Annotated in this window: 12 protein-coding genes; 8 read left to right on the top strand and 4 right to left on the bottom strand. The window is 64.2% G+C overall.

Annotated features, from left to right (window positions below; all coding sequences use genetic code 11):
* Nucleotides 1-88: 88 nt before the first annotated feature.
* The gene (locus FJ543_RS09950) at nt 89-877 is read left to right on the top strand and encodes an acetoacetate decarboxylase (protein WP_140616765.1); all 789 of its coding nucleotides are present in this window, start codon (nt 89-91) and stop codon (nt 875-877) included.
* Nucleotides 870-2,030 (top strand): patatin-like phospholipase family protein, encoded by a 1,161-nt coding sequence (locus tag FJ543_RS09945; RefSeq protein ID WP_140616764.1) that lies wholly within the window; start codon nt 870-872, stop codon nt 2,028-2,030. The genes FJ543_RS09950 and FJ543_RS09945 overlap by 8 nt, the downstream gene beginning before the upstream one ends.
* A gap of 63 nt (nt 2,031-2,093) precedes the next feature.
* On the opposite strand, the gene FJ543_RS09940 is transcribed toward FJ543_RS09945, so the two are convergent.
* From FJ543_RS09940 to FJ543_RS09930, 3 genes are all read right to left on the bottom strand, one after another.
* A complete protein-coding gene (locus tag FJ543_RS09940; protein WP_181173953.1) occupies nt 2,094-3,119 on the bottom strand; it encodes a transporter in 1,026 nt (341 codons plus the stop codon).
* Between the two features lie 89 nt (nt 3,120-3,208).
* Complete coding sequence (locus FJ543_RS09935) at nt 3,209-4,819, bottom strand: inorganic phosphate transporter (RefSeq protein ID WP_140662928.1); 1,611 nt, start codon at nt 4,817-4,819, stop codon at nt 3,209-3,211.
* A 105-nt stretch (nt 4,820-4,924) separates the two neighbouring features.
* Nucleotides 4,925-6,139, bottom strand: coding sequence for an ROK family transcriptional regulator (locus FJ543_RS09930; RefSeq protein WP_140616761.1), 1,215 nt, complete (start codon nt 6,137-6,139; stop codon nt 4,925-4,927).
* A 217-nt stretch (nt 6,140-6,356) separates the two neighbouring features.
* Between FJ543_RS09930 and FJ543_RS09925 the strand changes: the two genes are divergently transcribed.
* The 6 genes from FJ543_RS09925 to FJ543_RS09900 all read left to right on the top strand — a co-directional run bounded on the left by FJ543_RS09925 (nt 6,357) and on the right by FJ543_RS09900 (nt 12,532).
* Nucleotides 6,357-7,595 carry an extracellular solute-binding protein gene (locus FJ543_RS09925; protein WP_140874893.1) on the top strand — a complete coding sequence of 413 codons (1,239 nt, stop codon included), beginning with the start codon at nt 6,357-6,359 and terminating at the stop codon, nt 7,593-7,595.
* 187 nt (nt 7,596-7,782) lie between these two features.
* Complete coding sequence (locus FJ543_RS09920) at nt 7,783-8,667, top strand: sugar ABC transporter permease (RefSeq protein WP_140712759.1); 885 nt, start codon at nt 7,783-7,785, stop codon at nt 8,665-8,667.
* Nucleotides 8,667-9,512, top strand: coding sequence for a carbohydrate ABC transporter permease (locus FJ543_RS09915; protein ID WP_140874892.1), 846 nt, complete (start codon nt 8,667-8,669; stop codon nt 9,510-9,512). The genes FJ543_RS09920 and FJ543_RS09915 overlap by 1 nt, the downstream gene beginning before the upstream one ends.
* On the top strand, nt 9,509-10,531 hold the full coding sequence (locus tag FJ543_RS09910) for an SIS domain-containing protein (protein ID WP_140874890.1): 1,023 nt from the start codon (nt 9,509-9,511) through the stop codon (nt 10,529-10,531). The genes FJ543_RS09915 and FJ543_RS09910 overlap by 4 nt, the downstream gene beginning before the upstream one ends.
* Nucleotides 10,531-11,469: a PfkB family carbohydrate kinase gene (locus FJ543_RS09905; protein ID WP_140789830.1), complete on the top strand. Its 939-nt coding sequence runs from the start codon at nt 10,531-10,533 to the stop codon at nt 11,467-11,469. The genes FJ543_RS09910 and FJ543_RS09905 overlap by 1 nt, the downstream gene beginning before the upstream one ends.
* A complete protein-coding gene (locus FJ543_RS09900) occupies nt 11,456-12,532 on the top strand; it encodes an ABC transporter ATP-binding protein (RefSeq protein WP_140874888.1) in 1,077 nt (358 codons plus the stop codon). Before FJ543_RS09905 ends, FJ543_RS09900 begins: the two co-directional genes overlap by 14 nt.
* Nucleotides 12,533-12,586: 54 nt before the next feature.
* On the opposite strand, the gene FJ543_RS09895 is transcribed toward FJ543_RS09900, so the two are convergent.
* A complete protein-coding gene (locus tag FJ543_RS09895) occupies nt 12,587-13,120 on the bottom strand; it encodes a TetR/AcrR family transcriptional regulator (protein ID WP_015315434.1) in 534 nt (177 codons plus the stop codon).
* Nucleotides 13,121-13,190 lie beyond the last annotated feature (70 nt).

Below are 13,190 nucleotides of genomic sequence, written 5' to 3'. Positions count from 1 at the left end.
ACTGTCATGGTGCCGTGCAACATAACCGTTGCGCATTCGCGCGGTCCTTCCTGAATGAATTCGTCCGACAGAACCTTGGGGCACCAGCATGGAAATCGCCGATGTCGTGAAGCGCGCCTATGCGATGCCGCTCACCAATCCCTCATTCCCGCCGGGTCCCTATCGCTTCTTCGACCGCGAATACATCATCATCACCTATCGCACGACACGCGAGGCGCTCGAGGCCGTCGTGCCGGCGCCGCTTGAAATCGACGAGCCGCTGGTCAAGTACGAATTCATCCGCATGCCGGACTCCACCGGCTTCGGCGACTACACCGAGACCGGCCAGGTCATCCCGGTGCGCTACAAGGGCCAGCATGGCGGCTACGTCCATTCGATGTATCTCGACGATGACGCTCCGATTGCCGGCGGCCGCGAGCTGTGGGGGTTTCCAAAGAAGCTCGCCAATCCCAAGATCGTCCATGAAGGCGAGGTGATCGTCGGCACGCTGCACTATGGCAGCGTTCTGTGCGCCACCGGCACGATGGGCTACAAGCATCGTGAGGCCGATCATGACCAGGTGCTCGCCTCGCTCGCCGCCCCCAATTTCCTGATCAAGATCATCCCCCATGTCGACGGCACGCCGCGCATCTGCGAGCTGGTCCGCTACTACCTCACCGATATCACGCTGAAGGAAGCCTGGACGGCGCCCGCGGCGCTCGATCTGCGGCCCCATGTCATGGCCGACGTGGCGAAGCTGCCCGTGCTCGACATCGTGTCGGCGGTTCACTTCAAGGCCGATCTGACGCTCGGCCTGGGCGAAGTCGTGCATGATTACCTCGCTGACCACAGCCGATCCGCTGCCAGCGCAACCCAGCTGGAGAAAGTCAGTGCTTGATCGTAACCGCAACAAGGCAGCCGCCGCCACCATCGAGGAAATCACGGCGCAGTATGACCGTATCGCGCTGGTCTTTCAGGGCGGCGGCGCGCTCGGCGCCTATCAGGCCGGGGTCTATCAGGCGCTGGCCGATGCCGGCTGCGAGCCGACCTGGCTATCCGGCGTCTCCATCGGCGCCATCAATGCCGCGATCATCGCAGGCAACGAGCCGAGCCGCCGGCTGCAGCGGCTGGAACAGTTCTGGCAGACGATTTCCGGCCGCAAGATCTGGTCCTATACGCCCGAAGGCGACATCTACCGCGATATTCGCAACCAGACCTCATCGTTGATGACGATGACGATGGGCCAGCCCGGCTTCTTCAAGCCGCGCAATCCCAATCCCTGGTTCCAGCTGTCGGGCGCCGAAGGCGCCACCAGCTTCTACGACACCGCCGAATTGAAGGACACGCTGGAGAGCCTGATCGACTTCGACGTGCTGAACGACGGCAAGAAGCGGCTGAGCGTCGGCGCGGTCAATGTCAGGACCGGTAACTTCGTCTATTTCGACACCGAGAAGGTGCGTATCGAGCCGGAGCATATCATGGCCAGCGGTGCGCTGCCGCCGGCCTTTCCTTCGATCCGCATCGAGGGCGAGTACTATTGGGATGGTGGCATCGTCTCCAACACGCCGCTGCAATACCTGCTCGACCAGGAAGAGGACCGTTCCTCGCTGGTCTTCCAGGTCGATCTGTTCAGCGCCCGCGGCGTGCTGCCGCGCGGCATGGCCGACGTGCTGTCGCGCCACAAGGACATCATGTATTCGAGCCGCACGCGGCAGAACACCGACAATTTCGAGCGCATCCATGCGCTGAAGATGAAGCTGCTCGATGCGCTGAAGCGCGTGCCGTCGGAGCAGCTCAGAGAAGGCGAGCAGGAGTTGATCGCCGACTATTCCAACGCCGGCGTCGTCAACATCGTCCACCTGATCTACCAGCACAAAGGCTATGAGGGCCACGCCAAGGACTATGAGTTTTCAGGCACCTCGATGCGCGAGCATTGGGAGATGGGCCTCGAGGACACCGAGCGCACGCTGCGTCACAAGAAGTGGCTGATGCTGCCGACCAATGCCGACGGCGTCACCATCCACGACCTGCATCGCGAAGATCCGACCTGAGCGACCCAAGAGCGGTTTTCCGCTTCCTCGGAACGCAGAGCCGCTCTGCCTGTCTATTTTGGCTCAGAACCTAAGATTGGCGCCGGCTCTCAGCAGGAGCCAGTAGAACAGGCCGGTCGCGCCCGCCGCGATCAACAGCGCCAGTTCGAATCCGCCCGGCGTTTGCGTAAGCGGCAGCCCGGCGGTGTTCATGCCGAACATGCCGACAATCAGCGAGCCCGGCAGAAGCAGCGCGCTCATCACTGCCAGCGCCTTAAGGCTGCGGTTGGATTCGTCCGCGAGCTCGGCGGCGACCTCCTCCTGCAACAGCCGTGCACGGTCGTTGACCATGACGACTTCGCGGTCGAGCCTTTCCAGCCGCGTGGTAAGCCGGCGCAGGATCTCGTGCGCCCCCGCCGACAGCTTCCAGTCCGAGCGGTCCTCGTCCTGGAAAAGTGCCGCCAGCGCCGAGATCGGGCGGTGCAGGGAGACCGCCAGACGGCGAACATCTTTCAGCCGCCGTCTTTCGTCGGCAAGCCGCTCGGTCACCAAATGATCTTCCACTTCGTCGAGCCGCTTGGTGGCGGCAGCGAGCCGCAGGCTGGTGCTGCTGCAGAACGCCAGCACGATCGCCTCGAAAAGTTCGAAGGCGGTGGCGGGCCGCAGCCCCGCGGCCAGCGCCTCGTGCACCTCCTCGACCGCTGCCAGCGAATGGCGGCGGCCGGTCACCAGCAGCCGCTCCGAGACCGCGAAGCGCAACCTGCCTATGGTGGTCGACTGACGCGCGATTTCGCTGTGCAGGTCGGCGGAAATGCCATGGACGACACCATCCTCATGCGCCAGCGAGGGGCTGTCCTCATGGCCTTCGAGGATCGCGTTGGCCGAGGCCGGCAAGTCGCAGGTACGGCTGACCCAGGAATGGGCACGCTGGTCGACGAGATCGACATGCAGCCAGACCCAGCCTTCACGCATCGCCAGTGCCGCGCCGATATCGCGGGGAGCAAGCGCCACCGGGGTTTTGCCTGGCAAGCGGTGATAAGCCCAGACCAGGCCAGGCGCCGGATGCTGGTCGTCGACGGCAAGCAGGGCCAGATGCGATGCGTCGTTCATGACTGCCGCCCGAAATCGTCGCGAACCTGTCGCCGGAAAACGAGACGGCGCCAATGTGGCGCCGTCGGTAGTGTTGTCGCTTCTGACGCTCAGAACACCTGGCGGAAGAGGATGAACAGCACGAAGGCCAGGGTGATAGAGCAGGGCAGGGTCAGCACCCAGGCGAGCAGCAGGTTGCGCACCGTCGACCATTGCAGGCCCGAGCCGTTGGCAGCCATGGTTCCGGCGACGCCGGACGACAGCACATGGGTCGTCGACACCGGCAGACCCAGGCGGTCGGCCATGCCGATGGTGACCATCGCCACGAGTTCGGCGGCAGCGCCCTGGCCATAGGTCAGGTGGCTCTTGCCGATCTTCTCGCCGACCGTGACGACGATGCGTTTCCAGCCGACCATGGTGCCCAGGCCAAGCGCCAGGGCCACCGCGACCTTCACCCAGATCGGGATGAACTTCGTCGCGTTGTCGACGGCCTTGTGATAGTCGGTGACCGCCTTGAGATCGGCGGCCTCCATCGGCAGCAACTGCTTCTTGTCGATCAGTTTCAGCGCCTCGCCGATCAGATAGATGTCGTTGCGGGCGTTGCTGACCAGATCTGTCGGCACGGTGTCGACCGAAGCGTAAGGCTGCAGCTCGGCCGTTGTGTTGTGGATGTAGCTCTGCAGAGCGACGGTCGTCTTGTCGCTCCAGCTCCGGGTGCGCACGGCATCCTGCACGGCCGCCTTGGCATCCTTCGCATCGGCGACGGTGACACCGGGCTTCACATATTTGCCCAGCGCGGTCTCCACGCTGACCGAGGCCGACTTGTAGGCTTCGAGATAGTTGATGTCGGGCGTGCGGTTGAGCGCGTAGGCCGTCGGCACCACGCCGATCAGGATCAGCATGATAAGGCCCATGCCCTTCTGGCCGTCATTGGAGCCATGCGCAAAGCTGACGCCGGTGCAGGTGAAGATCAGCAGCGCGCGGATCCACCAGGGCGGCGGCGCATTGCCTTTCGGCGCCTCGTAGAGCGCCGGATTGCGGACGAGAAGCTTCATCGCGTAGAGCAGGATCGCCGCGGCGAAGAAGCCGATGATCGGCGACACCAGCAAGGTCACGCCGACATTGGTCGCCTGCGACCAGTCGACGCCGCTGGTGGCGCTGCCGGCAGGTGCCATGAACTGGTTGGCGAGGCCGACGCCTATGATCGAACCGACCATCGTGTGCGAGCTCGACGCCGGCAGGCCGAGGAACCAGGTGCCGAGGTTCCACAGGATGGCGGCTACGAGCAGTGCGAACACCATGGCAAAGCCGGAGGAAGAACCGACCTGCAGGATCAGCTCGACCGGCAGCAGCGACAGGATGCCGAAGGCGACCGCGCCGCTGGAAGTGAGAACCCCGAGGAAATTGAAGGCGCCCGACCACATGACGGCGAACTCCGCCGGCAGCGAGCGTGTGTAGATGACGGTCGCCACCGCATTGGCGGTGTCATGGAACCCGTTGACGAATTCGAAGCCGAGCGCGATCAGCAAGGCGATGCCGAGCAGGATCCACGGCACCGTCTTGGCCACCGCCAGGTCCTGGCTAAGCGCGTAGCCGACATAGACCACGCCGACCAGCACCAGCACACCGAAGACCGGCAGGAACCACTTCGCGCCACCCGAACTATCCAGCGGATGATCCGGCCTTGGAATGCCCGCCTCACTAGAAACTATGTCCACCATGTCCCACTCCTATTGCATTGCAGCAAAGAACTGGAAAAGACGCTATGTCCGGACGATGAACCCTGTGTGACGCCGGGAGAGGCTTGGCCTTACGCGCGGTCGCCTTCAGGCGGGACCGGAGCGTGTCTTCAGGATCGCCGAGAACAGCGGATCGAAGGCGCGGCTGATCGGCGCCGCCGCGGCTCCCAGCGCGATCGACCAGGGATCGGTTGTGCCGAGCTGCAGGCGTGGCAAGGTCCGGCCTGGCCGGTCTGCGATCGACGAAAGCAGCGGATGCATGGCCTCGACAAGCCGGCGCGCCAGCGCTTCCGGCGCGCCGCTGGTCAGGATGACTGTCTGTGGGTCGAAGATGGTTTCGATGAGATGCACGCTCCAGCGCAGATCATGGGCCGCGCCCTCGATCCAGCGCATGATCTTCACATCACCCGCCGCGGCCAGCGCGCCGATCTTTCCGTAGAGGTCCTCGTCGGCGGGATCGAGGCCAAGATGCTGGTAGAGCGAGGCGAGCGACGCGCGATGTTCGAGCGGTGTCGAGCCGGGACCGGCCGGCGACAGCAAGGCCATGCCGATTTCGCCGGCATTGCCATGGCCGCCGCTGTACAGTTCGCCGTTGAGGATCAGTCCGGCGCCAATGCCATAGCCGACATAAAGACACACCGCGTGGTCGACGCCGTGCGCGGCGCCGACGATGCGCTCGGCCGTCGCACAGGCGGCGGCATCGTTCTGCAGGCCGACATTCAGTCCCGTGCCCTTGGCCAGCATGTCCAGCAGCGGAAACTTCTGCCAGGCCGGCATCATCCATTTGTCATCCGAATTTTTCAGGCCGAACGGTCCGGGCATGGCGACACCCAGACCGACGAGGCGTTTTTCCGACTGCGACGAGATACCGGCCAGTTCGCGCCGGACGCCATCGATCAGGCCGAGGATCACCTCGACGCCCCTGGAGGGCTCATCGAAAGGCAGGTTCGCCTCGGCCCGCGCCAGCACGCGGCCCATCAGGTCGACCGCGACCGCCCGCGTCAGGTGACGGTCGATCTGAAGGCCGATGGCGAAAGCGCCTTCAGGCACCAGCCTGTAGGGGGTCGACGGTTGCCCCCTGCCCTTGCGCACCGCATCGAGCGCAACGACCAGGCCGTCGCGTTCCAGGTCCTCGATGATGTTGGAAACCGCCTGCTTGGTGAGCTGCGTCGCCCGCGCCAGATCGGCCCGCGACAGCGCGCCGTTGAGACGCAGCGCCTCGACCATGACACGGCGGTTATGCGCGCTCGTGCCTTCCTGGTTGGTGCCGCTCTTGGCACGAATTGGGCTGATGTCGTCCACCGGCGTTTCCCCTCTTGACACCATTAGAATATTGATCGACTAATTAAGTCAAGCGACTTGACTTAATGTGAACCGACCACCGCAAAACAAGATGGCCAAGGCTTCCGCCTGCCGCCACTGGTCAGCCGGCACCATCAGGTCACGCGACATGGATCCGGGAAGACGATGCCAAACATCTGGCAGCGCCGGCCCGTCAACGCTGCAATGGGAGAAGAAAATGCTTAAGACGATCCCCAAGACACTGGTCGGCGCGGTTTTTGCCGGAGGACTGTTCGTCCCCCAAGCTTTCGCCGAGACGACGCTCAACGCGCTTTTCATGGCGCAGGCCGCCTACAGCGAGGCTGACGTGCGTGCGATGACGGACGCCTTCACCAAGGCCAATCCGGACGTCAAGGTCAATCTCGAATTCGTCCCCTATGAGGGCCTGCACGACAAGACCGTGCTCGCCCAGGGGTCGGGCGGAGGCTATGACGTCGTCCTCTTCGACGTCATCTGGCCGGCCGAATACGCCACCAACAAGGTGCTGGTCGATGTGTCTTCCAAGATCACCGACGACATGAAAAAGGGCGTGTTGCCCGGCGCCTGGACCACGGTGCAGTATGAGGGCAAGTCCTATGGCATGCCGTGGATTCTCGACACCAAATACCTGTTTTACAACAAGGATATCCTGGAAAAGGCCGGCATCAAGGCCCCGCCGAAGACCTGGGAAGAACTCGGCGCACAAGCCAAGATCATCCAGGACAAGGGCCTGCTGAAGACGCCGATCGCGTGGAGCTGGTCGCAGGCGGAAGCAGCCATCTGCGACTACACCACGCTGGTCAGCGCCTATGGCGGCGACTTCCTCAAGGACGGCAAGCCGGACTTCCAGAATGGCGGCGGCCTGCTGGCCCTGAAATACATGGTCGACAGCTACAAGTCGGGTCTCACCAATCCCAATTCCAAGGAATTCCTCGAAGAGGACGTGCGCAAGGTTTTCGAAAACGGCGATGCCGCCTTCGCGCTGAACTGGACCTACATGTACAACATGGCCAACGACCCGAAGGACTCGAAGGTGGCCGGCAAGGTCGGCGTCGTGCCGGCGCCAGGCGTTGCCGGCACCAGTGAGGTATCGGCCGTCAACGGTTCGATGGGTCTCGGCGTCACCGCGGTCTCGAAGCATCCCGACGAAGCCTGGAAGTACATCACCTTCATGACCTCGCAGGCGACGCAGAACCAGTACGCCAAGCTCTCGCTGCCGATCTGGGCCTCGTCCTATGACGACCCTACGGTCACCAAGGGCCAGGAAGAACTGATCGCCGCCGCCAAGCTCGGCCTGGCCGCCATGTATCCGCGTCCGACCACGCCGAAATACCAGGAGCTGTCGACCGCGCTGCAGCAGGCAATCCAGGAATCGCTGCTTGGTACGTCTTCTCCGGAAGACGCTCTGAAGACCGCCGCGCAGAACAGCGGCCTCTGAGACAAGCCAGTCCTTCGATACGGGCGGCACTACAGCGTTGCGTCCCTTATGACGCGCAAAAAACGCTGTAGCACTTTCTATCTTGCGCATGATCCTTTCCGGAAATCGGCCTCCGATTTCCGGGGTCATGCACGAGTGCCGCCCGTGCTATGTCCAGATCACAGATGAGAAAAGAGAGGCTGCTCTGATGTCGAGCACCTGGATGACGACCCGCGCATGGCTCTTGATGCTGCCTTTGCTCGTGGTCATGGTCGCCGTCATCGGCTGGCCGCTGGTCGATACGGTCGGGCTCTCCTTCACCGATGCCAAGCTGGTCGGCACGGCTGGCAATTTTGTCGGCTTCGACAATTATTCCAACATGCTGTCGAGCACCAACTTCTCGCGCACACTGATCACCACGACCCTGTTCGCGATCATTTCGGTTGCCGCCGAAATGGTGATCGGCGTCCTCGCCGCCCTGCTGCTCAACCAGGAGTTTCGCGGCCGCGCAATCCTGCGCGCCCTGATGATCCTGCCCTGGGCATTGCCCACGGTGGTCAACGCCACGCTGTGGCGGCTGATCTACAATCCCGAATATGGCGCGCTGAATGCCGCCTTGACGCAGTTGCACCTCATCGACGCCTATCGGTCCTGGCTCGGTGAGCCGGGAACGGCGCTGGCTGCCCTCATCGTTGCGGACTGCTGGAAGAACTTTCCGCTGGTGGCGCTGATCGCGCTCGCCGCCCTCCAAGCGGTGCCGCGTGACATCACCGCCGCCTCGCTCGTCGATGGAGCGGGACCGTTCAACCGTTTCCGCTTCGTCATCCTGCCCTATCTCGCCGGCCCGCTGATGGTGGCGCTGGTGCTGCGCACCATCGAGGCCTTCAAGGTCTTCGATATCATTTGGGTGATGACACGCGGCGGTCCGGCAAACACCACGCGAACACTCTCGATCCTCGTCTACCAGGAAGCGTTCTCCTTCCAGCGCGCCGGTTCGGGCGCGTCGCTGGCGCTGATCGTCACCTTGCTCGTCACGCTGCTCGCCGTCGCCTATGCCGCCCTGGTGCGAAAGACCGCCGGGAGCGCCGCCTGATGGAGCGCAAGAGCGTCGCCTTCACCGTCTTCATTTATGCCTGCGCGTTGCTGCTTGCCGCGATCATTCTGGCGCCTATCGCCTGGCTGTTCATCATGAGCATTTCGCCGGCCGCCGATCTCGCCGCCAAGCCGCTGCGCTGGTGGCCGCAGGCAGCCGACTTCTCCCGCTACCGGCAATTGCTGTCGACGGCCGAAAACAGCGCCGGCGCCGCCTTCACCTCGTCGCTGCGCAACAGTCTTGAGATCGCCGCCATGGCGACGCTGGCGGCACTCGCCTTGGCCATCCCCGCCGGCTGGGCGGTTTCGCGCACACCGTCGATCGGCTGGTCGCTGTCGATGGTCATCGCCACCTACATGCTGCCGCCGGTGGCGCTCGCCGTACCGCTCTATATGGGCCTGTCGCATCTTGGCCTGCTCAACAATGTCTTCGGCCTGGTGCTTGTGTATCTCACCATACTGGCGCCCTTCACCACCTGGCTGATGAAATCCGGCTTCGATTCCATCCCGCGCGAGATCGAGGCCGCGGCGATGATCGACGGCGCCGGCCTGTTCCAGACATTGCGCATCATCACCTTGCCGCTGGCCGCGCCCGTGATGGCGACATCGGCACTGTTCGCCGTGCTGCTGGCCTGGGACGAATTCTTCTACGCGCTGCTGTTTACCTCCGACCAGCGCGCCAAGACGCTCACCGTCGCCATCGCCGATTTGGCCGGCGGCCGTGTTTCCGACTACGGATTGATTGCCACGGCTGGCGTGCTGGCCGCCTTGCCGCCGGTGCTGATCGGCCTCGTTATGCAGCGGGCGCTGATCTCGGGCCTGACCAGCGGCGGTGTGAAAGGATGAACATGACTGCAGATAAAGAACGGCCGGCCGGACTGACCGCCATCGACCGCGAAATGGCGCGCCAGCACGCCGATGCGCGTGCTTCGTTCGAGAACAACGCTGCCATGGCGGCAGACGTCGCCGCTTCGATCAGGAAGAGCGGCCGCCTGCTTCTGCTTGGCATGGGCGGCTCGCACGCGGTCGGCCGTGCCGTCGAGCCGCTCTATCGTGCACTCGGCATCGATGCGCTGGCGCTGCCGCTGTCCGAGCAGCTCGGCCAGCCATTGCCGCTGGCGGACCGGACGGTGCTTGTGACTTCGCAATCCGGCGAGAGCGCCGAAGTCGTCAGATGGTTTGCGCAGGCCGGCGGCAGCTCGGACGTTTTCGGCCTGACGCTCGAAGGCGGTTCTTTTCTTGCCCGCACCGCGCCTTGCCTTGTCGGCGCCGGCGGCACGGAGCTGGCCTTCGCCGCGACCCGCAGCCTGACCGTGACCCTGGCCCTGCACCTGGCCATCCTCGCGGCTCTGGGCGAGGATCCGGCTCCTGCCCTTGCCATGCTCGAAGCTCCGCAGGATTGCGATATCGCCCAAGCACTCGCCGCGATTGGCAAGGTGGATACGATCGTCACCTCCGGCCGCCGCCTGCAGGGCGTGGCCGAAGCCCTGGCGCTTGGCTTGACCGAACTGTCGCGGCTGCCCTGCTTTTCGCTCGAGGGCGGCCAGTTGCGGCACGGGCCGATGGAGATGCTCGGCCCTCAGATCGGTGTTGTCTTGTTTCGCGGCGCCGACCCGACTTCGGAGCTGGTGACCGCGATGGCACTTTCGGTGGTCGAAGCCGGCGCGCCGCTGGTCATCTTCGACGCGTCCGGGCAAGCGTCGGTCGCCGGGGCCGTCACGCTCACGTTCAAACCAGCCGCGGGGATGGCCGCTATCCTCGCAATGCTGCCGGTGGCACAGCGCCTGATGATCGCCTTCGCGGACGGTCGCGTCGACAACGCGGGCACGCCGGTGCGCACCACCAAGATCACCAGGAGCGAGTGATGCGCCCGCTGGCGGTGATCGGCAACGTCAATGTCGACCTGATCGTCGGCCCGGTCGCGCCATGGCCGAAGGCGGGAACCGAGACCGTCGTCGACCATGACGAATTGCGCGTCGGCGGCCAGGCTGGCAACACCGGGCTCGCCTGGCAAGCGCTGGGCGTCGACTTTGCGATTGCCGCCAATGTCGGTGACGACCAGTTCGGCCGCTGGCTTGGTGAGGCTTTTGGCGTCCGCGCCGAGAAATGGGCTATCCGTCCCGAAGGCACGACATTGTCGGTCGGGATGACCCACCCCGATGGCGAACGGACCTTCTTCACCACACGCGGGCACTTGCCACGCTTCGGCCTCGCCGATGTCTTGTCGGTTCTCGACGGCCCCGCACTCTCCGGTGGCTACGCCCTGCTCTGCGGCTCCTTCCTGACCGAAGACCTCACGCGCGACTACAATGCTTTTTTCGACTGGGCCGACAGCCACGGCGTTGCCGTGGCACTCGATACAGGCTGGCCGATCGATGGCTGGACCGCGGCCAATTGCGCCGCGACGAGGACGTGGCTGTCGCGCTGCGCGCTGGCGCTGTTCAACGAGGTTGAGACGGTGACCCTGGCGGGGCTGCCAAGTCCGGCGGAAGCGGCGCGTGAAATTCGATCCAGCATGAGGCAAGGCGCGACCTTCGTCGTCAAGCGCGGGCCACGTGGCGCCATCGCCATCGGCCCGGACGGCACTCTCGTCGAAGAAGCCGCGCCCGACGTCAGGGTGGTCGACACGATCGGTGCCGGCGACGTCTTCAATGCCGCCTTCCTGGCCGCATTGGCACAGGAACGGCCGCTGTCCGCTTGCCTCCGCGCCGCTACGCACGTCGCCTCGCGCGCCATTTCCACCTTGCCCCGCAACTATGGCGGGCCGATGCAGTTTGAGGGTCCCATGCATGAGCGCGCTTGAAATCCGCGGCATCCGCAAGAGCTACGGCAGCGTCGAGACGCTGAAAGGCATCGACATCGCGCTGCAGAGCGGTGAATTCCTGGTGCTGCTCGGCTCGTCGGGCTGCGGAAAATCGACGCTTCTCAACATCATCGCCGGCCTTGCCGAGGCGACCAGCGGCGACGTCCTGATCGGTGGCCACTCGATCCTCGGCGTCCACCCCAAGAACCGAGATATCGCCATGGTCTTCCAGTCCTACGCGCTCTATCCGAACCTGACCGTGCGCCGCAACATCGGCTTCGGACTGGAGATGCGCGGCGTCGCGGCCGACGAGCGCGACAGGGCGGTGAACGAAGCGGCAAGGCTGCTGCAGATCCAGGCTCTGCTCGACCGCAAGCCGAGTCAGCTTTCCGGCGGCCAGCGCCAGCGCGTCGCCATCGGCCGGGCCCTGGTGCGCAAGCCACAGGTCTTCCTGTTCGACGAGCCGCTGTCCAATCTCGACGCCAAACTGCGCCTGGAAATGCGCACCGAATTGAAACGCCTGCACCAAATGCTGCGGACGACCGTCGTCTACGTCACCCATGACCAGATCGAGGCGATGACGCTGGCCAGCCGCATCGCCGTCATGCGCGACGGCAGGATCGAGCAGCTCGGCACTCCCGAGGAGATCTATAACGACCCGGCGACACTCTACGTCGCCGGCTTTGTCGGCGCGCCGTCGATGAACATGCTGCAGGCCACCGTCACCGACGGCAAGCTGGCCATTGCCGGATCCGATGTATGGATCCCCGTGCCGGCACGCTATGCGAATGCGGCACGTGAGGGTGCACAAATGGTCGTCGGCATCAGGCCGGAAGCGCTGCGTGCGGCGACCGGAGCCGCCGCGGAGCCGTCACTGCCCGTGGAGATCGAGGTCGTCGAACTGACCGGGCCCGAGCTGGTCACCACGGCGCGGATCGGCACCCAACGGCTGACGGCTAGCCTGCCGCCGCGGGCCCAATTCGCCAAGGGCGAACAGCGCAACCTCGCCTTCGACGAGGCCGCGCTTCGCTTGTTCGATCCTTCGACGGGCAAGGCCCTGTAAGCGCCGTCGATTGAACGATCGCGGCAGCGTCGTCCTCCTCGCGCGCAGGCAAGCCTATTTGGCGATATCGAGAAGTGACGACACCAGCAGGTCCCGTTCGTCCTTTGACAGCACGTCGGAATCGAACAGGTTCATGCTGCGCAGTCCTTCGATGGCGAGATAGCAGACCAGAAGCGATTTGAGGTCCGGCGCCTCGCCCTTCAACCGCTCGAAAAGCTGCCGCTTGAATGTCTTGATCGGCATCATGAAATCGGGATCCTCGGCGATCGCCGAGAATATCCAGGATGCCGATGGCTGCTTCTCCTCGCAATCCTCGGCTGACAGCCTGATATAGACGGCGAGGGGATTTTTGCCCTTGTCGTTGCTGTTGGCGGATTCCAGCGCTTGCTCGAAATCGCGCAGATAGCCTTCGACCAGGCCTTGCATCAATTTCGCCTTGGTGGGGAAGTTGTAGAGCAGCCCGCCCTTCGACACGCCGGCGCGGTTGGCAACGGCATCGAGCGACAGGCTGCCGGGCCCGGATTCCCGGGCAACATCAGCCGCCGCGGCGAGAATCTTCTCGCGCGAGTTCGGTCGTTGGGCTCTCATGGCGCCTCCCATCGCAAGCTTAGGCCCAATTGACAAGACCGTCCAGACGGTACAGTAAGACCGCCACTAT

This window comes from Mesorhizobium sp. B2-5-7 (assembly GCF_006440875.1).
GTDB classification, from domain to species: Bacteria; Pseudomonadota; Alphaproteobacteria; order Rhizobiales; family Rhizobiaceae; genus Mesorhizobium; species Mesorhizobium australicum.
The sequence above is the reverse complement of the archived record's forward strand: the minus strand, read 5'-3'. Positions and strand labels throughout refer to the sequence as shown.

Bases quoted from the DNA above. Each gene is read 5' to 3' on its own strand.
- FJ543_RS09940 (WP_181173953.1), bottom strand. From the start codon at position 3,119: ATGAACGACGCATCGCATCTGGCCCTGCTTGCCGTCGACGACCAGCAT.
- FJ543_RS09950 (WP_140616765.1), top strand. From the start codon at position 89: ATGGAAATCGCCGATGTCGTGAAGCGCGCCTATGCGATGCCGCTCACC.
- FJ543_RS09935 (WP_140662928.1), bottom strand. From the start codon at position 4,819: ATGGTGGACATAGTTTCTAGTGAGGCGGGCATTCCAAGGCCGGATCAT.
- FJ543_RS09895 (WP_015315434.1), bottom strand. From the start codon at position 13,120: ATGAGAGCCCAACGACCGAACTCGCGCGAGAAGATTCTCGCCGCGGCG.
- FJ543_RS09900 (WP_140874888.1), top strand. From the start codon at position 11,456: ATGAGCGCGCTTGAAATCCGCGGCATCCGCAAGAGCTACGGCAGCGTC.
- FJ543_RS09920 (WP_140712759.1), top strand. From the start codon at position 7,783: ATGTCGAGCACCTGGATGACGACCCGCGCATGGCTCTTGATGCTGCCT.
- FJ543_RS09915 (WP_140874892.1), top strand. From the start codon at position 8,667: ATGGAGCGCAAGAGCGTCGCCTTCACCGTCTTCATTTATGCCTGCGCG.
- FJ543_RS09905 (WP_140789830.1), top strand. From the start codon at position 10,531: ATGCGCCCGCTGGCGGTGATCGGCAACGTCAATGTCGACCTGATCGTC.
- FJ543_RS09910 (WP_140874890.1), top strand. From the start codon at position 9,509: ATGAACATGACTGCAGATAAAGAACGGCCGGCCGGACTGACCGCCATC.
- FJ543_RS09925 (WP_140874893.1), top strand. From the start codon at position 6,357: ATGCTTAAGACGATCCCCAAGACACTGGTCGGCGCGGTTTTTGCCGGA.